The following is a 20,954-nucleotide window of genomic DNA, read 5'->3' as shown; positions in this document are numbered from 1 at the left end:
GGGGCACCGGCGCGCCACCCGGAGGCCTACCCGCCCAGCGCCAGCGCCACCGCGCCCAGCAGCGCCGCGTCCTGGTCGAAGCGGGCCGACACCAGCTCCGGCGGGAACGGCACCGCGTGCGCCAGCCGGTCCGCCAGCGCCGGCAGCAGCACGTCCGCCGAACGCACCAGCCCGCCGCCGACCGCGATGCGCTGCGGGTCCAGCGCGATCGCCAGGTTCGCCACGTGCATCGACAGCTCGTCGAGCGCCGCCGTCACCAGTTCCTTGGCCTCGACGTTCTCCTTGGCCAGGGCGAACAGCTCGCCCGCGGTGACCGGGCGGCCGAGCAGTTCACTCGCCCGGCCGCCCAGCCCACGCCCACCGACGGCTTCCTCGAGCGGCGCCGCTCCGCTTGCGAAGCCTTCGGTGTCCTGCGGCGAGAGCAGGTTGTACCCGATCTCGCCCGCAGCTCCGTTGGCGCCGGTCAGCAACCGGCCACCGACCAGCACCGCCGCCGCGATGCCGGTGCCCAGGGACAGGAACACCGCCGGGTCGGCCCCGGCCAGCGCGCCCCACCGCCATTCCGCCAGTGCCGCCGCCTTCGCGTCCGTCCCCACCGAGATCGGCACGGCCGGGAACTCGGCCGCCACCAGCTCGGCCAGGTGCAGCTGCTCCCAGCCCGGGACGTTCGGCGCGAGCAGGATCTCCTCCGGCAGCACGATCCCCGGGCTCACGACACCGATCGCGGCCGGCGCCGTGCCCGCCTCGGCCAGGAGCGCCTTGGCCCCGGCGAGCGCCCGCACCACCACCTGCTCGGCCCCCGCCTGCGCGTCGGTGTCCAGCCGGCGGGTGGCCAGCAGGTTCCCGTCGTGGTCGGCGAGCCCCAGCGCCACCTTCGTGCCGCCGAAGTCGATCCCGAGAATCCGTTCCCCTGTCACTCCCTGAACCCCTCGATCTGCGGCGCCACCGCCGCGTCCCCGTGGTGGCCGTACCCGCCGGCCGCCCGCACCACGATCCGGCCGGTGTTGAAGCCGTCGACGCTGACCACCGGCACCGCGCCCCGCAGGTCGGACGCCTTGTAGGTGACGGTCAGCGTCTGCGACTGGCCCGGCCACAGCGTGATGTCGTTGTCGTCCCAGGTCGCGTTCGCGAGCTGGTTGTCACCCGGCCCTTCGTGCCCGTCCGGCGTGCCGCGGCGGACGTCGGCCCGCAGGAAGAACGCCGCCCCCGGCGTCTTCGCCGTGTTGGTCACGGTCACCGTGGTGACGAGGTCACCGCCGTTCGCGCGGGTCGACGCCACCGCGCCGACCTGCGACTTCGGCAGGTTCTGCAGGGCCTGCAGGTTGCTGTACTGCGACAGCGTCGCCTGCGGGTTGCCCAGCGTCTTGCCCCAGTCGACGACGTCCTTCTGCGTGGAGAGCCAGTAGACGTTGCGGTCGACGACCTTCCCTCCCTGCTTCACCTGCAGCTCGACGAAGTAGACCTGCGCGGGCGCCGGCGCCTTCGTCTCGGCCGGCACCTTCGGCTTCAGGACGCCGATGCGCACGGCCTGCGAACCCAGCGAGAGGCCGGACGCCGTCTGGTCGTCGAGGACCTTGCCGGCGGTGTCGAGCACGCGGGCTTGCACCGATAGCCCGGACTGCGTGCCCGCGCCGAGGTTGTCCAGGGTCACGGAACCGTTGTCGTAGCCGTAGATCGCGTGCAGCGGCTTGTTCGCCTTCTTGGCGCCGAAGAACGCGCCCGCCTGGTCGCCGTCGTCGTTGTAGAGCGACCACAGCAGCGTCGGCCACCCCTTGTTCAGCTGCCAGTAGACGACGCCCGTCGACGGGTTCGCCTTGTCCGTCGAGTGGTGCAGGAACGCCTCGAACTGCGAGCGCGTGTTCTCGTAGTTCGCGATGTTCGCGAGGTCCACATAGGACTTCAGGGAGTTCCACTTCCCGTACCGCTGGGTGATCGACTGGTCCAGCGTGTACAGCGTGCCGAACTTGTAGCCGCCGTGGCCCGGCTCGAAGTTGGCGTGGTACTGGTTGTACTCCGGGTCCTGCCACAGCTTCGCCTGCTCGGCGGGCGAGAGGAACCGCTTGATCGAGTCGAGCGTCGGCACGGTGTGCCCGGCGCTCTGCTCGCTCGCGAAGCCCCACGAGCCGCCCGCGTTGGTGCGCGAGGAGTCGTCCGGGTCGAAGTGCGAGGTGTCGTACCAGTAGGACGGCGGCACCCAGTCGTACGGGCCTTCCTTCTCCCCCGACTGCCCGAGCGTCGGCGTGCTCTTGTACTCCGCCGAGGCGATCACCGGTACCTGGAAGTCGGCTTCCTCGAACGCCTTCAGCGTCTCGGACTCCTGGCGCGGCACCGGCTCGTTGTCGCTCCAGCCGTAGTTGAAGACGCTGGGGTGGTTCCGCTCCATCTGCGCGATGGTGTACGCCGAGTCGTGCATGATCCGGTAGTCGCGCTCGGTCAGCGTCGAGGCGTCCTCCGGCTGCCAGGCGTCGCAGCAGATGAACCCGCCGATCACGAGCAGCCCGGCGCGATCGGCCTGGTCGTAGAAGTCCTGCGGCATGTCGTGGCCCTCGAGCCGGACGCCGGACAGGCCCATGTTCTTGATCAGCGCGATCTGGTGCGCGGTGTCGGCGGAGTCGTAGCGCAGGAACAGGTCCGGCGCGAAGCCGCCGCCGCGGAACACGAAGTCCTTGCCGTTGATCGTGAACTGCCGCGCGCCCTCCGGCAGCGGCGCGGACTTCCCGACCAGACGCGAGGTCACCGTGCGGATGCCGAAGGTGCTCTTCGACGACGTCGACAGCCGGCCGTCCTGCGAGACCGCGGTGGTCAGCGTGTACAGCGGCTGGTCGCCCATCGAGTACGGCCACCACACGCGCGGCTTGCTGATCTTCACCGGGGCGAACACCACGGTCCGCTTGGTGTTCGCGGGGATCGTCACGCGCTGCTTGACGACGATCGGCGCGCCCGAAGGCGGGGTGATCGTCGCGGCGACGTCACCGGTCTGCGTGTCCGGCGCGTTGTTCGTGACGTCCACCTTCACCGTCAGCGAGGAGCTGGACAGGTCGGCGGCGTTGTCCTGCACGACGTGCGCGTTGTCGCCGGTGAGCGCGTCGGACACCTGCAGGGTCGGCGGGAACTGGATGCCGGTGTTGTTGTCCGGCGGGATCTGGCTCCAGTCGACCTGGTCGAGCGTGTACATCTTGAGCGGGTCGTTGGGGTAGACCTTGATCGCCAGGGTGTTCTTGCCCGGCTTGACCAGCTTCGAGACGTCGAACGTGTGCCCGGCGAACGCGCCGCTGACGACGTCCTTGGTGGCGACGAGCTTGCCGTTGACCCAGACGTCGCCCTCGCCGACGATGCCCGGGATGGTCAGCTTGGCGTGCTGGCCGGGGCGGATGTCCGGGGTGAAGTCGGCGCGGTACCACCACGGGTCGGAGAACGGCTTCGTGACGACCGGGCCGAGCTTGTCGACGTACCCGAAGCACTTGCGCAGGTTGTCGGAGTAGAAGACGTCCGGGCACTTGCCGTTCTGGACCAGGGCGTTGATCTCGGTGCCCGGCGCGCCGGCGTCGTCCGGCTCGACCGGCAGCCAGCCGCGGGTGGCGTAGCCGGGTGTCGAGACCTTGTCGCCGCCGTCCTTGACGCTCGCCGTGGTGAGGACCTGCCAGCCCTGCGCGCCGATGGTGCTCAGGCCGTGCGGCTTCGCGATCTCCTGCTGCGCGGGCTCCTGCGCCGAGGCCGGCGCGGCCACGCTCAGCACCCCGGGCACCAGGATCAGCGCGGCGATCGCCGCGAGCTTCTTCGTCATGCCTGCGCCCCTTCGGTCTCGGTGGAGGCGAAGGCCTCCTTGATCTCCTTGGGCCCGAACGGCCACGTGCGCTCGGCCTTGGCGTAGACCAGGTACGCGAGCGCGCCGACGGCGATCCAGCCCAGCGACAGCCCGATCGAGAGCCAGGTCGCGGAGACGTAGATGTAGACCCAGCCGACGAGCGCGAGCAGCGTCGGCACCGGGTACAGCCACTGCCGGTAGGGCCGCTTCAGGTTCGGCTGGCGGCGCCGCAAGGTCCAGATGGCCGCCACCTGGGCCAGCGACTGGATGATGACCAGGGTCGAGACGGCCGCGTTGATGACGTCGGTCAGGGTGAACAGCGAGCCGATGACGGTGATCGCGCCCATGGTGAGCACGCCGGCGGTCGGCAGGTGCAGCTTCGGGTGGAGCTTGCCGAACATCGGCAGGAACACCTTGTCCCGCGCGGCTTCGAACGGCACGCGCGAGCCGCCGAGCAGGCCGGCGAACACCGAGCCGATGGCCGCGACGACGATGAGGACGGTGACGACCTTCGCCGTGACGGTGCCCCACGCCTGCTCGAGCACGGTCGAGGCGACCGAGGTGGCGTTCTTCAGCTCCTCCAGCGGGACCGAGCCGAGCACGCCGACCTGCAGCAGGAAGTAGAGGCTCATGATGCCGACGATCGAGAAGAGGATCGACCGCGGGAGCGTCCGGCCGGGCTCGCGGACCTCGCCGCCGAGGTAGGCCGTCGTGTTGTAGCCCAGGTAGTCGTAGATCGCGATGATCAGGCCGGCGCCGAGGCCGCCCCAGAACGTGCCCTCGCCGGCCGAGGTGAACGCGCCCGGGGTGAAGGCGAACGCCTGCGCTCCGCTGAAGTGCGAGAACGCCGCGACGATCGTGGTGAGCACCGCGACCAGCATGACCACGAACAGCACCGTCGTGAGCTTGCCGATCTGGCCGATCTTGCGGAACAGCGCGGCCACGATGACGAGCGTGATGCCGACGCCGATGATCTTGCCCAGCGGGGTGGTGCCGTTGTCGTCGGTGACGCCGGGGACCAGGTAGCCGAGGTACTGGACCAGGCCGATGATGCCGGTCGACATGATCAGCGGGATGAACAGCACCGCGCTCCAGACGAACAGGAACGGCATCAGCCGGCCGGTGCGGTACTGGAACGCTTCGCGCAGGTATAGGTAAGTGCCGCCGGCGCCCGGCATCGCGGCACCGAGCTCGGCCCAGATGAGCCCGTCGGCGAGGGCGACGATCGCCCCGATGATCCAGCCGAACATCGCCTGCGGGCCGCCCATGGTGGCGACCATGGCCGGGATCGTGACGAACGGGCCGATACCGCACATCTGGGTCATGTTGATCGCGGTGGCCTGCACCGGGCCGATCTTGCGCTCAAGGGCGGGTTGCGGCTCCCCTGAACGAGTGGGTGAACTCACGACGTGCCTCCGTCCAGTAGTTAGTAAAGTTTCTTAACATATAACGGACAAGGTCGAAAGAGTTCCGTGGATAAACTTGCGGCAACGCAGATCGGAGATGGGGACGTCGTGGGGCGAATCGGGCCGCAGGTGGGAACCCCGGCGAGCATGCGGGCGCTGAACCAGCGCCTGGTGCTGGAGCGGCTGCGCGGGCAGGGCGAAGCGACGCGACCGCAGATCGCGGCCGAGACGGGGCTGTCGAAACCCACGGTGGGACAGGCACTTCTCGATCTCGAGCAGCACGGACTGGTCCGGACCACCGGGCGCAGCCTGGCCGGCCCGGGGCGCGCGGCGGTCGTCTACCAGGCGGCACCGGACGCGGGGCACGTCGTCGGCGTGGACATCGGACGGCGGGCGATCCGGATCGCCGTGGCCGACCTGGAAGGCAGCATCGTCGCGCGGCTCGACGAGCCCAACCGGTGCCGCTCCGCGAGCGCTTTGGTGCGCACCGTGAGCGAATCCGTCGAACGGGCGGTGGCTTCGGCCGGGCTGGCCCCGCACGACGTCGTCGCGACGGTGGTCGGCACCCCGGGCGTCCCCGACCCGGCGACCGGGACGGTCCACCGCGCGCCGAACCTGCCGGGCTGGGAGCGGCGCGGGCTGCTGCACGAGCTCGTCGCGGCGCTGGCCGAGGCGGGCTCGGACGTGGTCGTCGAGAACGACGCGAACCTGTGCGCGGTGGGCGAGCACGCGCTCGGGGCGGCGCTGGGTGTCGACGTCCTGGTGTGCCTGACGGTCGGCACGGGGATCGGCATGGGCCTGCTGGTGGAGGGCAAGCTGTTCCGCGGCGCCCACGGAGCGGCGGGCGAGATCGCGGACCTCCCGTTCGGCCCCCTCCCGGCGGCGACGGGGGCGCGGCGCCCGGGCCCGATGGAGACGGCGGCGGCGGGCCAGGCAGTGGTCGAGGCGGCCCGCTCGCGGGGGCTGACGAAGGCGCGCTCGGCCAAGGACGTGTTCCGGCTGGCGCGGGCCGGGGATGCGCGGGCGCTGCAGGTGGTCGCGGACGAAGCGGAGAAGCTGGCGTACGTGGTCGCGGCGGTGACGGCGGTGCTCGATCCGCGGCTGATCGTGCTGGGCGGCGGGATCGGCGGGAACGCCGACCTGCTGGCTTCGCCGATGCGGAAGGCGCTGGCCGCGACGGTGCCGGTGGTGCCGGAGATCGTGGCGGGGCAGCTGGGTGAGGACGCCGTGCTGGCAGGGGCGATCGCGACGGCCCTGGGGACGGCCCGGGAGCTGGTGTTCGACCGGCGGGGGCTGCGTCGCGCGGCCGGCGAGGCTTAGTCCGAAGGACCGCGCAACGTCAGCACCACCCGCAGCACACGCTCCACCGGCGGGGATTGCGTCGCGCAGCCGACGAAACCTAGTCCGAAGGACCGCGCAACGTCGGCACCACCCGCAACACATGCCCAACCGACGACGCTCGCGCCGAGCAGCCGACGAGACCTAGTCCGAAGGACCGCGCAACGTCAGCACCACCCGCAACACGTGCTCGACCGCCGTCGGGAACGGGGCTCCCCGCAGCTCCCCCGCTCCGCCAGGTTCTCCGACGCGAACTCCAGCACCCGCTCCGGCCCGCCCCGCCGGACCACCAGCGCCGCCAGTTCCTCCAGGTCGAGGTCCGGGTGATCCAGGCGCGTCAAGGCGAACTCGACCATCAGCTCCTCCGCCGTCATGTCCACCTCCTGCCTTCATCCTAGGCGCCGCCGACTAACACTCGGTCGAACAGACTTCGAGCCCCGATGTGGTGACGCCCACGCCCAAACCGGACACCCACAGCAGCCACGATTGGGCCGTTCGACGGAGATTTCGGGCGATCGTGTACTGACCGCGAATACCCGGTAACCCGGACGAGCCGGTCAGTCATGATGTTGAGCCCACCCGGCGGCGGATCGGAGGCGACATGACCCTGCATCGGCAGCGCACGCGAGCCGGGATCCGGCGCCCGCGGCACGCCCTCCCCGCCCGCTGGTGGCCGCCCGTTCTCGTGGCCGCCACGGTCGCCGCGGTGATCCCCGGGGACACCGTCGGGGGCCTGCTCGTCGGGACGAGCGTCCTCGTGGCCCTCACCGCGCTCGCCGCCGCGCGGCGGGTGCTGGGGCACGCTTCGGTGCACGTCAACCTGATCCTCGCGGAAGAGCTGGCCGGCGCGGACAGGACCGCCGCCCGCTTCGACGACTGACCCGCTCCGCGCAGCGTTGTGACCCGGTCCACGTGGCTTACTGTACCGTCCAGACGGTACAGTAAGGCTCATGACCACCCTCTTGCCGACTCAAGGACCCGCCCCGGTGAGCCACCGGCGCCGCTGGGCCGCGCTGGGCGTACTGGTGGGCGCCGTGCTGCTGCTCGCCGTCGACGGCACGGTGCTCTACCTCGCCGTGCCGTCACTGACCCGCGAACTCGCGCCGACCGCGACCGAGATCCTCTGGATCGGCGACGTCTACTCCCTTGCCCTGGCCGGTCTGCTGGTCACCGCCGGGAACCTCGCCGACCGCTTCGGCCGCAAGAAGGTGCTGCTCGTCGGGACGGCCGCGTTCGGGCTGGCGTCCGCCCTGGCCGCCTTCTCCCCCACCGCGGGCGTGCTCGTCGTGGCCCGCCTGCTGCTCGGGGTCGCGGGCGCGACGATCATGCCGTCGACGCTCTCGATCATCCGCACCCTGTTCGCCGACCCGCGTGAGCGCACCCGCGCCATCGCGATCTGGTCGGCCGGGTCCGGCGGCGGCATCGCGCTCGGCCCGCTCGTCGGCGGGGCGCTGCTGGAGCACTACTGGTGGGGCTCGGTGTTCCTGATCAACGTGCCGATCGTCGTCGTCTTCCTGGTCGCGGGCGCGGTCCTGCTGCCGGAGTCGCGCGACCCGCACCCGGGTCGCTTCGACCTGCTCTCGGCCGGCCTGTCGATGGCCGCGATCGTCCCGCTGGTCTACGCGGTCAAGCACGCCGTCAGCTCGGGGATCGACGCGCAGGTGGCCGTCGCCGCCGCGGCCGGGGTCGTGTCCGGCGTCGCGTTCGTGCGCCGTCAGCGACGGGCGGAGAACCCGCTGATCGACGTCTCGCTGTTCCGCAACGGGGCGTTCAGCGGTGCCGTCCTCGCCAGCTTCGTCGCGGTGTTCGCGTTGATGGGCCTGCTGTTCTTCTTCTCCCAGTACCTGCAGCTCGTCCGCGGCTTCTCGCCGCTGCGGGCCGGGTTCGCGGAGATGCCGGCGACGCTGGCCTCGATCGTCGTCGTGGCCGCGGTCGGGGTGGTCGTCGGCCGGCTCGGCCGGGGGCGGGCCGTCGCTGCGGCGCTCGCCGTCGCCGCGCTGGGGCTCGCGCTGGTCGCGGTGGCCGAACGAGCGCCGCAGTACTGGTGGCTGGGCCTGAGCCTGGTGCCGGTCGGGCTCGGCGTCGGGCTCGCGCTGACGCTCACCGTCGACTCCGTGCTGTCCGCCGTCCCGCGGGACAAGGCCGGCTCGGCGTCGGCGATCTCCGAGACCGCCTACGAACTCGGTGCGGCACTGGGCATCGCGCTCCTCGGCTCGCTGGTCACCGTTGTCTACCGCGCGTTCCTGCCCGCGGACGTCCCCGCGGCGGTGCAGGACTCGCTCGCCGGGGCGGTGTCCGTGCTCGATCCGGCATCCGAGCCGGCGCGGGCCGCCCGCGAGGCGTTCACCGGTGCCATGCAGGTAACGTCCGTCGCGGCCGCCGTCGTCACCGCGATCGCGGCCGTCATCGCCTGGCGCACCATTCCGTCCGGAAAGGACTGACATGCCTCGCAAAGCCGGGCGGGGCCCGGAGGAAACGCGCCGGGCGCTGCTCGACGCGGCCGGGTCGGTCATCCGCACCCGGGGGATCTCGGCGTCCCTCGACGACATCGCCAAGGCGGCCGGGGTGTCGAAGGGCGGGCTGCTGTACCACTTCCCGGCGAAGGACGCCCTGGTGCGCGCTCTCGCGCAGGACATCCTGGACACCTACCGCGCCGAGGTGCAGGCGGCGCTCGACCCCGAAGACAGGGCGCCGGGGCGGCTGACCCGCGCGTACGTGCGCGCGTCGCTGGACACGTCCTACGACGAGATCGCGATCCGCGAGAACATCGCCCTGGTCGCCCAGCTGATCTCGATCCCCGAGATCGCGGAGCTCGCCCGCGCGGACGCCGAGCGGTGGAACGAGGAGCTGCGCGCCGACGGCCTCCCCGACCACGTGGTCACCCTGGTCGTCGCGGCGGCCGACGGGGCCAGCACCGCGCCGCTGTGGGGGGTCGGCCTCGAGGTGACGGCTGCCCGGAAGCTGGAACAGCAGCTCATCGAGCTGACGCGGACGGCCTGACCGTTTGTCAACCCGCAGTCGGTATTGGGAAATCACCACTCGCACCGCCCTACGGAAGTCGGCTCCCATGATGGGGACCAACCGGTAAATTTTCGACAGCGCGCGCAAATCCGGCAAATCCCCGTCCCCCACGAGGAGTCTTCCGATGTCGAGGAAGTTCGCCCTGGCCGGCGCTGTCGCGCTGGCTCTGGCCGTGACGCCGATCGCCGCGGGCACCGCGTCCGCCGCTCCGGCCGGCACCCAGCAGGAAGCCGCCGTCACCACGGTCTACTACAGCACGGCCAGCGCACCGTCGTTCCGCTCGGTGATCAACGCCGGCGCCGCCAACTGGAACAACAGCGTGACCAACGTCAGGCTGGTCGAGCGCAACTCCGGGGCGAGCCTGCGTTACACCGAGGGCAACGACCCCCGCGGCTCCTACGCCCAGACCAACGGGCACGGCAGCGGCACCATCTTCATCGACTACACCCAGGCCCGCCAGTACAACCCGACCCGGATCGCGGCCCACGAGACCGGGCACGCCCTCGGGCTGCCCGACCACTACTCGGGCCCGTGCTCGGAGCTGATGTCCGGCGGCGGCCCCGGCCCGTCCTGCACCAACGCGGTGCCGAACTCGGCCGAGCGCAGCCGCGTGAACTCCCTGTGGGCCAACGGCTTCGCCACGGCGAACCGCGGCGACCAGCGGATCTACGGTTTCTGACCCGGAACCGAGGCGGGCCCCGGGGACGATCTTCCCCGGGGCCCGCCTCGCGTCGCCCATACTGGACGCATGACCGAACCCGTGCCGGTCGCCTGGGTCCGGCCGCGCCGGCCCCGGCGTCGTCCCCGGCCGCGACCGCGAGGATTGCGTGGGCGGGCCGGCGCGTGGATCACCGTGGCCGGACTCGTGCCGGCGCTGGCCGCCGCGCTCGGGGCCTTCGCCGTGCAGAGGTACGAAGCCCACCTGCGCGGGTCGGGCACGGAGACGCTCGCCGAAGTCACCGGCCACGACCGGGTCAAGCTCAGCTACAACGTCTCCGTCACCTTCACCACCAAGGACGGCCGGGAGATCGTCACGACGCTCTACGACTTCCCGCGTGAGCCGCCGGTGGAGATCGGCGACCGGCTCACGATCCGCTACGACCCCGATCGTCCGGACGTCACCCTGTGGGACGTCCGCGATCCGCCGTCCTTCACCGGTGCCACGATCTTCATGGCTTCCTTGGCCACCGTGCTGGCCGTCGCGTCGTTCGTCTTCCGCTACTTCACCCGGCGCTCCTCTACCGCGTCGGCCGGCTCGGCCGAGCGCCACCCGCCCCGGCGGCGCAGCACCACGCCGTAGTACCCCGCCGGGTGGCCACTGCCCACCGCGCGCTGGCTCAGGTGAGCCGCAGGTAGTCGAGTTCCGCGTAACCGGTGCCGCCCGCGAAGAACGGCGCGCCCTTGGCCAGCCGGATCACGTTGTAGCCTGCGTGCAGGCCAACCGTCGTCGAGACGGTCGAGCCGAGCCGCCCCCAGCCGGCGGGTAGCTCACCGTCGACGCGCTGCTGCCCGCCAGCCGCTGCGCAAAGTCGCCTAGCTCCAGGTCAGGAAGCGGTAGTGCAGCCCGGTCGACGACTCCTGCCACACCCCGACGTCATCCGGCGCACGGCCCACCTCCGGTGCCCGCGTGTCGCCCTCGAAGGTCTCCCGGATCTCCGTGACGACGATCCGGTCCGCGAACGGCAGCGCCGCCCGGTACACCGCCGCGCCGCCGATCACCCACCCGTCGCCGGACACAGTGGCGAGCGCGGCCGGCAGGTCCGGGAACGTCTCCACGCCCTCCTGCGAGGTGCGCGACAGCACGAGGTTGCGCCGGCCCGGCAGCGGCCGGAAGCGCGGCGGCAGCGACTCCCACGTACGGCGTCCCATGAGGACGGTCGCGCCCGCGGTCAGGGTGCGGAAGTGCTTCAGGTCCTCCGGCAGGTGCCACGGCAGGGTGCCGTCGCGGCCGATGACGCCGTTCGACGACTGGGCCCAGACCAGCCCGATCACACCGCCACCGGAGCTTTGATGCCGGGGTGCGGGTCGTAGCCGTCGAGCACGATGTCGTCGTAGGTGTAGTCGAAGAGACTGCCCGCGTCCTTCAAGCTCAGCGTCGGGAACGGCCGCGCGTCGCGGGCGAGCTGCTTGCGGACCTGCTCCTCGTGGTTGTCGTAGATGTGGCAGTCGCCGCCGGTCCACACGAAGTCGCCGGGGCGCAGGCCCACCTGCTCGGCGATCATGTGCGTCAGCAGCGCGTAGCTCGCGATGTTGAACGGCACGCCGAGGAACAGGTCCGCGCTGCGCTGGTACAGCTGGCACGACAGCTCACCGTCGGCGACGTAGAACTGGAAGAACGCGTGGCACGGCGGCAGCGCCATCCGCGGGATGTCGGCGACGTTCCACGCCGAGACGATGATCCGCCGCGAGTCCGGGTTCTCGCGCAGCGTGCGCAGCACCTCGGTGATCTGGTCGACGTGGCCGCCGTCCGGGGTGGGCCACGACCGCCACTGGACGCCGTAGACCGGGCCGAGGTCGCCGTCCGGCGCGGCCCACTCGTCCCAGATCGTGACGCCGTTCTCCTGGAGCCACCCGACGTTCCCGTCGCCGCGCAGGAACCACAGCAGTTCGTACGCGACCGAGCGGAAGTGGACCTTCTTGGTCGTGATCAGCGGGAAGCCGTCGGCCAGGCGGTAGCGCAGCTGGTGCCCGAAGATCGACCGCGTGCCCGTGCCGGTGCGGTCGGCCTTGCAGGCTCCCGTGTCGAGGACGTGGCGGAGGAGGTCTTCGTACTGCGTGTCGGGCATGCCCGGGAGCCTAGACGACGAGTCGCTCCAGGTAGGCCCGGAGCATCGCCTTCAGCTGGTCGAGCAGCGCGGCGGCACCGCCGGGCTCAGCGCGGAACGCCTCCTGGATCACGGCGTCGGCGGCGAGGAACGCGGTGCGGCACGCCGTCGCGGCCTCGTCGTCGTTGCGGAGCAGGCCCTGCGCGACGAGCACGCGGTGCACGCCGGCGGCCATCACGCGCTTGTGGGCGACGTCGGCTTCCCGCGCCGCCTCGGTGAGCCCGCGGCCCAGCCACAGGGCGCGGAACCCCGGTTCGGCGCGGTAGAGCGCGGCGAACGCGTCGACGAGCAGGCCGACGGGGTCGTCCCAGGTCTCCTTCGCCGCTTGCTCGGCGAAGGAGGTCATCAGGTCTTCGAGCCGTGTGAGGTAGCCCTCGGCCAGGGCCTCGGTGATGGCGTCGCGGTCCGGCAGGTACTGGTACAGCGCCCCGACCGAGACCCCGGCCGCGGCGGCGACCCGGGTCGTCGTCAGGGCCTCGACACCTTCCTCGGCGAGCAGCCGGTCGGCGGCTTCGAGCACCCGGGCCAGCTTCTCCCGGGCCCGGGCCTGACGCGGTACCCGCCGCAGCATCGACCACTCCAAACCTGAACGTGACTTTGTTTCGCATTTATCCTAGCCTCGGTCCATGGCAGTGGGAAGTTCCGCACTCGACGACGCGCGGCGGGCGGTGGCCCGCGCCGGCAACGGCCTCGCCGGCGAGGGCCTGCTGATCGGCACGGCCGGCAACGTGAGCGTCCGGGCCGGCGAGCACGTGGCGGTGACCGCGACGGGAGTCGTGCTGGGCACGGCCACGCCGGCGGACGTGACCGTCGTCGACCTCGACGGCACGGTCGTCGCCGGGGAGCTGGCACCGACGTCGGAGCTGGAGCTGCACCTGGGGATCTACCGGCGCTACGACGCGGGCGCGGTGGTGCACACGCACTCGCCGCAGGCCACCGCGGTGTCGCTGGTGCTCGACGAGCTCCCCTGCGTGCACTACCAGCAGCTCGCGCTGGGCGGCTCGGTCCGGGTCGCGCCGTTCGCCGTGTTCGGGTCCGCGGAGCTGGCCGCGGGCACCCTCGCGGCGCTCGAGGGCAAGACGGCGGCGTTGCTGGCCAACCACGGCGCGATCGCCCACGGCCCGACGCTGGAGGCGGCGATGGACAACGCGCTGCTGCTGGAGTGGGCGTGCGGCCTGTACGTCCGCGCGGCGGCGTTCGGCGCGCCGCGCGTGCTGGACGACGTGCAGCAGGAAGCCGTCATGACCGCTGCGGCGCAGCGCGGGTACGGCCGGCCCCGGCGGATCGAGGACCGGTGACGCAGACGGTCGTGACGCTGGGAGCGCACGTGTTCGACGTGCAGGTCCGGCCGGTCGAAGCGATCCCGGAGGGCCAGGGCGCGGCGCTGGTGGAGCAGATCCGGTTCGGCCCGGCGGGAACGGCCGCGGGCACGGCGGTGACGCTGGCGAAGCTCGGCGCCCGGGTCCGTTCGGCGGGCGCGGTAGGCGACGACCCCATCGGCGACCTGCTGCTGACGATGCTCGCACGCCACGGCGTCGACACGTCCCTGGTGCTGCGAAGTCCGGGCGTGCAGACGTCGGCGTCGGTGCTCCCGATCCGCCCCGACGGCAGCCGGCCGGCGTTCCACGTGCCGGGCGCGAACCTGGGGTACGAGCCGTCGGAGGCACCCGTTGCCCAGATCGCCCGCGCGACCCACCTGCACCTGGGCGGGCCGGAGCTGATGGGCGGCACCGCGGCCGCTTCGATTCTGGAGCCGGCGCGCGCTGCCGGTGTGGTGACGTCGGCCGACCTGCTGGCGCCGGGCGATCCCGGGGTGCTGGCGTGGATCGCCCCGGCTCTGTCCTCTTTGGACTACCTGCTGCCGAACGGGGAGCAGGTGCTGGGGTTGACCGGCGCGGTGGCACTGGAGGACGGCGCCCGGGCGCTGCTGGAGCGCGGGGTCGGGTGCGTCGCGGTCACGCGCGGTGCGGGCGGGGCGCTGGTGGTGACGGCCTCGGAGACGATCGCGGTACCGGCGTTCGCGGTACCGGTGGTCGACACGACGGGCTGTGGTGACGCGTTCTCGGCGGGGTTCCTGCGGGGCGTGGGCCTGGGTCGCTCGCTGCGCGAGGCGGCGGTGCTCGGATGCGCGGCCGCGGGGCTGGTGGCCCAGGGGCTGGGCAGCGACCACGGCGAGTTCGACCTGGCGGCGGCCGACGCCTTCGCGGCGGCCACTCCGACACTCCCGACGAAGTAACCACCCCGCTACGGCCACAGCGCCCCAATGTGGCGTTCGGTGCGTTCAACGCACCCAATGTGGCGTTCGGTGCGTCCCACGCACCCAACGCCACATTGGGGCGCTCTCCCCGCGCCACCTCACAGGTTCAGGTCGTGTTGCGGATTTCCCGCACCCTAACCCCTTGACTTGACGTTTTCCTGCATTCAGGATGCCTCTTGTGCAGAACGAAGGCAAAGTCACCGAGCTGGACCGCCGCATCGTCGCAGCCCTCCAGCTCAACGGACGGGCGTCCTGGGGAGCCGTCGCCCGCCACGTCGGCGCGAGCGAATCCACCGTCCTCCGGCGGGCCGAGAAGCTCACCGAGAGCGGCCGCCTCCGGGTCATCGGCGTCGTCGACGTGCTCCGGTGCGGCCTCGGCGTCCCGGTCCTCACCCGGCTGAAGTGCCGCCCGGGGACCGCCGCCACCGTCGCCGAAGCCCTCTCCGCGCGGCCCGACGTGCGGTACGCGACCGTGCTCGCCGGCAGCGCCGACTGCTCCGCCGAGTTCGTCCTGCCTTCCTACGCCGACATCGCGAGCCTGCAGGAAAACGGCTTCCCCGCCGCCGAGGCGATCCGGGACGCCGAGACCTTCGCCGTCATGCGCACCTTCACCTCCAACCACGATTGGGACTCCGGCGAGCTGAGCCCCGAGGCGGCGAAAGAGCTGCGCGGCGGCGACGTGCGGCCGTTCGAAGAGCAGCACTGGGAGCGCCCGCCCGAGCAGCTCGACGAGCTCGACCTCGCCATCTGCGCCGCCCTCGGCGAAGACGGGCGGCTGCCGTTCAAGGAGGTCTCCCGGCAGGTAGCCACCAGTGAGTCCACCGTGGCCCGCCGCGTCGACTCCCTGGTCCGCCGGGGTTGCCTGCGGTTCCGGACGCTCGCCGAGCCCGCCATGTTCGGCTACGCGCTGGAGTTCATGCTCTGGCTCTCGGTCGTCCCCGGCGAGCTCGACCGCGCGGGACAGCAGCTCGCCGCCCACCCCGGCACCAAGTACCTGAGCGCCACCACCGGCCGCTTCAACCTCGTCGGCCAGATCGTGCTGCGCCACTACGGGGAGCTCTACCGCCACACCACCGACGTCGTCGGCGCGCTGCCCGGGCTCCGGGAGGCCGACGTGACCCTGCAGGTTTCGACGCTCAAGCGCGCGTGGGCCCCGACCCCCGCCGCCAGCTTGGAGGACGCATGACCGACCAACCGTGGCAGTGGGACGAGAAGACGTGGCGCGGGCACGTCGAGCACGTCCGCGCGGGGCGCCCGCTGCGCCCGGCGTCGTGGCCCGGCGGCGCGAAGGTCGCCGTGGCGCTGTCCTTCGACTCCGACCACGAGACGCCGGCCCTGCGCGACGGCGACGTCCTGCCCGGCAAGATGGCGCAGGGCGAGTACGGCGCCCGCGTAGGCGTGCCGCGCATCCTGAAACTCCTGCGGCAGCACAACGCGCCGGCGTCGTTCTTCATGCCCGCCGTGTCGGCACTGCTGCACGACGGCGAGGTCAAGTCCTATGTGGACGACGGGCACGAAGTGGCGCTGCACGGCTGGATCCACGAACGCAACACCGCGCTCACCGAGACCGAGGAGCGCGACCTCGCCCTCCGCGCCGCCGACGTCCTCGAACGGCTCGCCGGCACCCGGCCGGTCGGCATCCGGACACCGTCCTGGGACTTCTCCGCACACACGCTCGCCATCACGCGCGAGCTGGGCCTGAAGTACGACTCGTCCCTGATGGCCGACGACGACTGCTACGAGCTCGTCGAGAACGGCGAACCCACCGGCGTCGTCGAGCTGCCGGTCGAGTGGATCCGCGACGACGCGCCGTACTTCATGATGGACCGGTTCGCCTCGCTGCGGCCCTACACCCCGCCGCGCGGCGTGCTGTCGATCTGGCGCGACGAGTTCGACGCCGCCTACGCCGACGGTGGGATCTTCCAGCTCACCATGCACCCGCACATCATCGGCCACCGCTCGCGGATCGCGATCCTGGCCGAGCTCCTCGACCACATTTCCGGCCACGACGGCGTCTGGTTCGCCACGCACGCGCAGATCGTGGACCACGTCCTCCGGGAGCAGTCATGACCACTGTGGACACCACCGCCGTCTCGCACCGGCTGACGGCCCAGCAGCGCAAGGCGATCGCCGCCGGCGCCGTCGGCAACACCGTCGAATGGGTCGACTGGGCCGTCTACGCGACGTTCGCCCCGGTCTTCGCCGGCCAGTTCTTCGCCGGCGGCAACGAAACCACGGCCCTGCTGTCCACGTTGGCCGTGTTCGCCGTCGGGTTCGTCATGCGGCCGATCGGCGGGGCCGTGCTCGGCGCGTACGCCGACCGGAAGGGCCGCAAGAAAGGTCTCACGCTCACCATCTCGCTGATGGCCGGGGCGTCGATCGTCATCGCGCTGTGCCCGACGTACTCGAGCATCGGCGTGCTGGCCCCGATCGTGCTGCTGCTGGCCCGGCTCGTGCAGGGCTTCTCCGCGGGCGGCGAGTTCGGCTCGTCGTCGGCGTTCCTCATCGAGTCGGCCGCACCCGGGCGCCGGGCGTTCGCCGGGTCGTGGCAGCAGGTCTCGGTCGGCCTCGGCTCGCTGCTGGCCGCGCTGATGGGCACGATCCTCAACTCGACGCTGTCGGACGCCGACCTGCACGGCTGGGGCTGGCGGCTCGCGTTCGGCCTCGCCGGGCTGCTCGGCCTGGTCGGGCTGTGGCTGCGGGTCTCGGTGCACGAAACCGAGGCGTTCACCAAGATCGCCGCGAAGCCGCGGCGCAACCCGGTGGTCGCGATGCTGCGCGACCACCCGAAAGCCGCGCTGCGCGTGGCCGGCGTGACCATCGCCGGGACGCTGATCTACTACGTGTGGGTCACCTACATGCCGGCTTACGCCCACCTGGCCACCGGCATCCCGCTCAAGACGGCGCTGCTGGCCAACACCCTCGCCATGGTCGTGTTCATCGCGCTGCTGCCCTTCGGTGGCCTGCTGTCCGACCGGCTCGGGCGCAAGGCGACGATGACGGCGTTCGCCGCCGGGTTCGTGGTGTTCGCCTGGCCCGCGTTCCACTTCCTGGGCAACAGCTTCTGGAGCGTGTTCGTCATCGAGCTGATCGGGCTCGTCCTGATCGTCGGCTACTCGGCGAACTGCGCGGTGATCATGGCCGAGCAGTTCCCGCCGGAGGTCCGCACCACCGGCATCGGCCTGCCGTACGCGCTCGCCGTGGCGCTCTTCGGCGGGACCGCGCCGTACGTCACGACCTGGCTGAACGCGAACCACCTCGGCCACCTGGTGTGGATCTACGTCGCGGCCGCCGCGCTCGTCGGCGTCGCGGTCTACCTCACCATGCCCGAGACGAAGGGGAAGGAGCTGTAGTGCGGACCGTGCTCGTCACCGGGGCCGGCGGCGGCATCGGCGCCGCCATCGCGGCCCGGTTCGCCGCCGCGGGCGACCGCCTCGTCCTGTCCGACGTCCGGCCGGCCGAACTGTCCGCCGTGGCCGCCCGGCTGCCCGCGGAGGTCGTCGAGCTGCCCGGCGACCTCGCCGACGCGGACTACGCCGAAGGGCTCGTCGAGCGGGCCGGGCCGGTCGACGTCCTCGTCAACGCCGCCGGGATCTACCCCGCCACTCCCCTGCTGGAGATGACCGCGGCGATCTGGGACCGCGTGCAAGACGTCAACGTCCGCGCCGCGCTGCTGACGACCGTCGCGTTCGGAAAGTCGCACGCCGCCGCCGGGACCTCCGGCAGCGTCGTCAACATCTCCTCCGGCGCGGCCACCCGGGCGCGTCCCGGCGCCGCGCACTACGCGACGTCGAAGGCCGCGCTGGAGATGGTCACCAAGGCCTGCGCGGTCGAGCTGGGCCCGCACGGCATCCGCGTGAACGCCGTGAGCCCGGGTTTCGTGACCGTGGACAGCGACGCGAACCCCGTCACCGAGGCATACGCGGCGGCGGTGTCGGTGAACCCGCTCGGCCGGCGCGGCGAACCACGCGAAATCGCCGACGCGGTGTTCTGGCTCGCCGGCCCCGAGGCCGGCTGGATCACCGGCGCCGTCCTGCGCGTCGACGGCGGTTCGACCGCGGGCGCGGCCGGGCTGCCGCTGCACTGGGCCGGGGAAACGGCCGTACAGCAAGGAAAGGAAGCGCATGTCTGACCGGCGCTCGTACACGGTGGTCGGCGGCGGCGCGATCGGCGGGACGCTCGCGTTCCACCTCGCGCGGGCCGGGCACCCGGTGTCCATCGTGGACACCGACGCCGCCCACGTGGCCGCGATCGCCGGCCGCGGTCTCACCCTGCGCCGCCCCGACGGCGACGAGACCGTGGAGCTGCCCGCCTTCCTCCCCGGCGACGCCCCGCCGGTGCTCGGCCGGGTGCTGCTGGCCGTCAAGGCCCAGGCCACCGAAGCCGTGCTGCCGTGGCTGACCCCGCGGCTCGCGCCCGACGGCTTCGTCGTCTCACTCCAGAACGGGCTCAACGAAGCACTGATCGCGTCGCACGTCGGCCCGGAACGGACGGTCGGGGCGTTCGTGAACCTCTTCGCCGACGTCGTCGAGCCCGGCCTCGTGCGGGACGGCGGCCTCGGCGCGCTGGTCGTCGGCGAGCCCGACGGCCGGATCACCGACCGCGTCGAGGAGGTCGTCGCGGACCTGCAGGCGTGGGGCCCGGCGAAGGCGACCGCCAACGTCGAAGGCTACCTGTGGGCGAAACTCGGCTTCGGCGCGATGCTGACGACGACCGCCCTGGCCGACGCGCCGATGGCCGACCTGATCGACCGCCACCGCCCGCTGATGCACGCACTCACGGCCGAGGTCTTCGCCGCAGCCGGCGACCGCAGGCTGGAGGCGTTCGACCAGTTCGACCCGGCCGCTTACCTGCCGGGCGCGTCCGGCCGCGAAGAGGCGACCGACCGGCTGGTCGCGTGGCTGCGGACCCAGCCCAAGGACCGCAGCGGTATCTGGCGCGACATCGCCGTCCGGCACCGCCCGGTCGAGGTGCACCACCACTACGCGCCGGTGCTCGCGGCCGCGGACGTGCCCCTGCTGCGCGCGATGCTGACCCGGTTGCGCGAGGTCGAGACCGGCGCCGCCGCGATGTCCGAAGACCACCTGACCGACCTGGAGCGAGTGCTGTGATCCGCGAACTGCACGAGTGGGTGCGCACGCACCGCGACGAGCTCCTGGCCGACGTAGCGACCTACGTCGGCATCGAGACACCCAGCGACGACAAGTCCGCTTTGGACCGCGGACTGTCCTGGGTGGACGGCTGGCTGCGCGAGCGGCTGGGCTCACCGGAGAACGTCCGGGACGTCGACGGCGGGCAGTACGGCGACATCAGGGTCTACGACTTCCCCGGCACCGGCGAGCCGGTGCTCCTGGTGTGCCACTACGACACGGTGTGGCCGCTCGGGACGCTCGCGGACTGGCCGTTCACCGTGAACGGTGACCGGGCGACCGGCCCCGGGATCTTCGACATGAAGTCCGGCCTGGTGCACGCCGTGTGGGCGCTGCGCGCGCTCGACGCCGCCGGGCTGGCGCGCCCGGCGGTGCGGCTCGTGCTCAACGGCGACGAGGAGATCGGCAGCCCGGCGTCCCGCCCGGTGATCGAAGAAGCCGCCGCGGGCACGCGCGCGACGCTGGTGTTCGAGGCGAGCGCCGACGGCGCGGTGAAGACCGCGCGCAAGGGCGTCGGCCTGTTCCAGGTGCACACGACCGGCGTCGAGGCGCACGCCGGGCTCGACCCGGCCAAGGGCGCGAGCGCGGTCGACGAGCTGGCGCGGGCGATCCTCGCCCTGCACGGACTGTCCGATCCGGACGCCGGCACCACGGTGAACGTCGGCGTGATCACCGGCGGCACCCGGCAGAACGTGATCGCGGGCGCGGCGTCCGGCGAGATCGACGTCCGCGTGTCCAGCGCAGCCGAGGCGGCCCGCATCGACGCGGGCTTGGCAGCTCTGAAGGCGCACGACGCCCGCGCGACTATCGAGGTGACCGGCGGATGGAACCGGCCGGTGATGGAACGCTCGGAAGCCATCGCACGGTTGTACGAGCTGGCCCGCGAGGAGGCGGCGGAACTGGGCGTCACGCTGCGGGAATGCTCGGTGGGCGGCGCCAGCGACGGGAACTTCGTGGCGGCACTGGGCCACCCGGTCCTGGACGGCTTCGGCGCGGTCGGCGACGGCGCGCACGCCCGGCACGAGCACATCAGTGTCGAGGGGATGCTCGAACGGACGGCGCTGGCCGCCGCCGTCCTGCACCGGCTCGCCGGATAACCGCTCTCGGCTTACCACCGGTCGTTCCGGGGTACTACTGCTCTCGTAACGCAAC

At 72.0% G+C, this 20,954-nt stretch carries 20 protein-coding genes and 1 pseudogene; 14 read left to right on the top strand and 7 right to left on the bottom strand.

Annotated elements, in window-relative coordinates; all coding sequences use genetic code 11:
- Positions 1-26: 26 nt before the first annotated feature.
- The 3 genes from QRX60_RS34485 to QRX60_RS34475 are packed head-to-tail and all read right to left on the bottom strand — an operon-like array spanning position 27 to position 5,211.
- Positions 27-917, bottom strand: a complete 891-nt coding sequence (locus QRX60_RS34485) for an ROK family protein (RefSeq protein WP_285995616.1) — start codon at positions 915-917, stop codon at positions 27-29.
- Positions 914-3,784, bottom strand: a complete 2,871-nt coding sequence (locus tag QRX60_RS34480) for a glycosyl hydrolase 2 galactose-binding domain-containing protein (RefSeq protein ID WP_285995615.1) — start codon at positions 3,782-3,784, stop codon at positions 914-916. Before QRX60_RS34480 ends, QRX60_RS34485 begins: the two co-directional genes overlap by 4 nt.
- A complete protein-coding gene (locus tag QRX60_RS34475; protein ID WP_285995614.1) occupies positions 3,781-5,211 on the bottom strand; it encodes an APC family permease in 1,431 nt (476 codons plus the stop codon). The genes QRX60_RS34480 and QRX60_RS34475 overlap by 4 nt, the downstream gene beginning before the upstream one ends.
- A 147-nt stretch (positions 5,212-5,358) precedes the next feature.
- Between QRX60_RS34475 and QRX60_RS34470 the strand changes: the two genes are divergently transcribed.
- Positions 5,359-6,531: an ROK family transcriptional regulator gene (locus QRX60_RS34470; RefSeq protein ID WP_286003761.1), complete on the top strand. Its 1,173-nt coding sequence runs from the start codon at positions 5,359-5,361 to the stop codon at positions 6,529-6,531.
- A gap of 162 nt (positions 6,532-6,693) precedes the next feature.
- Here QRX60_RS34470 and QRX60_RS34465 read toward each other — a convergent pair.
- Positions 6,694-6,923, bottom strand: a pseudogene (locus tag QRX60_RS34465) (hypothetical protein).
- Between the two features lie 227 nt (positions 6,924-7,150).
- Here QRX60_RS34465 and QRX60_RS34460 point away from each other — a divergent pair.
- From QRX60_RS34460 to QRX60_RS34440, 5 genes are all read left to right on the top strand, one after another.
- Complete coding sequence (locus QRX60_RS34460) at positions 7,151-7,429, top strand: hypothetical protein (RefSeq protein ID WP_285995613.1); 279 nt, start codon at positions 7,151-7,153, stop codon at positions 7,427-7,429.
- Between the two features lie 70 nt (positions 7,430-7,499).
- Positions 7,500-8,990, top strand: coding sequence for an MFS transporter (locus QRX60_RS34455; RefSeq protein ID WP_285995612.1), 1,491 nt, complete (start codon positions 7,500-7,502; stop codon positions 8,988-8,990).
- Position 8,991: 1 nt separating this feature from the next.
- Positions 8,992-9,549, top strand: coding sequence for a TetR/AcrR family transcriptional regulator (locus tag QRX60_RS34450; protein WP_285995611.1), 558 nt, complete (start codon positions 8,992-8,994; stop codon positions 9,547-9,549).
- Positions 9,550-9,694: 145 nt separating this feature from the next.
- Positions 9,695-10,249, top strand: coding sequence for a snapalysin family zinc-dependent metalloprotease (locus QRX60_RS34445; protein WP_285995610.1), 555 nt, complete (start codon positions 9,695-9,697; stop codon positions 10,247-10,249).
- Positions 10,250-10,318: 69 nt separating this feature from the next.
- Positions 10,319-10,870 carry a DUF3592 domain-containing protein gene (locus tag QRX60_RS34440; protein ID WP_285995609.1) on the top strand — a complete coding sequence of 184 codons (552 nt, stop codon included), beginning with the start codon at positions 10,319-10,321 and terminating at the stop codon, positions 10,868-10,870.
- Positions 10,871-11,103: 233 nt separating this feature from the next.
- Here the strand turns inward: QRX60_RS34440 and QRX60_RS34435 are convergent, their stop codons facing one another.
- The 3 genes from QRX60_RS34435 to QRX60_RS34425 are packed head-to-tail and all read right to left on the bottom strand — an operon-like array spanning position 11,104 to position 12,966.
- Positions 11,104-11,562 carry a dihydrofolate reductase gene (locus QRX60_RS34435; protein ID WP_285995608.1) on the bottom strand — a complete coding sequence of 153 codons (459 nt, stop codon included), beginning with the start codon at positions 11,560-11,562 and terminating at the stop codon, positions 11,104-11,106.
- Entirely contained in the window at positions 11,559-12,356 is a 798-nt protein-coding gene (locus QRX60_RS34430) for a thymidylate synthase (RefSeq protein ID WP_285995607.1), read from the bottom strand. Before QRX60_RS34430 ends, QRX60_RS34435 begins: the two co-directional genes overlap by 4 nt.
- Positions 12,357-12,366: 10 nt before the next feature.
- Positions 12,367-12,966, bottom strand: coding sequence for a TetR family transcriptional regulator (locus QRX60_RS34425; RefSeq protein WP_285995606.1), 600 nt, complete (start codon positions 12,964-12,966; stop codon positions 12,367-12,369).
- A 55-nt stretch (positions 12,967-13,021) separates the two neighbouring features.
- On the opposite strand from QRX60_RS34425, the gene QRX60_RS34420 reads away from it, so the two are divergent.
- From QRX60_RS34420 to QRX60_RS34385, 8 genes are all read left to right on the top strand, one after another.
- Positions 13,022-13,693, top strand: a complete 672-nt coding sequence (locus tag QRX60_RS34420) for a class II aldolase/adducin family protein (protein ID WP_285995605.1) — start codon at positions 13,022-13,024, stop codon at positions 13,691-13,693.
- Positions 13,690-14,631, top strand: a complete 942-nt coding sequence (locus QRX60_RS34415) for a carbohydrate kinase family protein (RefSeq protein ID WP_285995604.1) — start codon at positions 13,690-13,692, stop codon at positions 14,629-14,631. The genes QRX60_RS34420 and QRX60_RS34415 overlap by 4 nt, the downstream gene beginning before the upstream one ends.
- Before the next feature lie 199 nt (positions 14,632-14,830).
- Entirely contained in the window at positions 14,831-15,838 is a 1,008-nt protein-coding gene (locus QRX60_RS34410; protein WP_285995603.1) for an Lrp/AsnC family transcriptional regulator, read from the top strand.
- Positions 15,835-16,722, top strand: coding sequence for a polysaccharide deacetylase family protein (locus QRX60_RS34405; protein WP_285995602.1), 888 nt, complete (start codon positions 15,835-15,837; stop codon positions 16,720-16,722). Before QRX60_RS34410 ends, QRX60_RS34405 begins: the two co-directional genes overlap by 4 nt.
- On the top strand, positions 16,719-18,005 hold the full coding sequence (locus tag QRX60_RS34400; protein ID WP_285995601.1) for an MFS transporter: 1,287 nt from the start codon (positions 16,719-16,721) through the stop codon (positions 18,003-18,005). The genes QRX60_RS34405 and QRX60_RS34400 overlap by 4 nt, the downstream gene beginning before the upstream one ends.
- Positions 18,005-18,784, top strand: coding sequence for an SDR family NAD(P)-dependent oxidoreductase (locus QRX60_RS34395; RefSeq protein WP_285995600.1), 780 nt, complete (start codon positions 18,005-18,007; stop codon positions 18,782-18,784). Before QRX60_RS34400 ends, QRX60_RS34395 begins: the two co-directional genes overlap by 1 nt.
- Complete coding sequence (locus QRX60_RS34390) at positions 18,777-19,763, top strand: ketopantoate reductase family protein (RefSeq protein WP_285995599.1); 987 nt, start codon at positions 18,777-18,779, stop codon at positions 19,761-19,763. The genes QRX60_RS34395 and QRX60_RS34390 overlap by 8 nt, the downstream gene beginning before the upstream one ends.
- A complete protein-coding gene (locus tag QRX60_RS34385) occupies positions 19,760-20,899 on the top strand; it encodes a M20 family metallopeptidase (protein ID WP_285995598.1) in 1,140 nt (379 codons plus the stop codon). Before QRX60_RS34390 ends, QRX60_RS34385 begins: the two co-directional genes overlap by 4 nt.
- The last annotated feature ends 55 nt before the right edge of the window (positions 20,900-20,954 follow it).

Source organism: Amycolatopsis mongoliensis (assembly GCF_030285665.1).
Lineage (GTDB): Bacteria > Actinomycetota > Actinomycetes > Mycobacteriales > Pseudonocardiaceae > Amycolatopsis > Amycolatopsis mongoliensis.
This window is presented reverse-complemented; position numbering and strand designations above follow the sequence as displayed.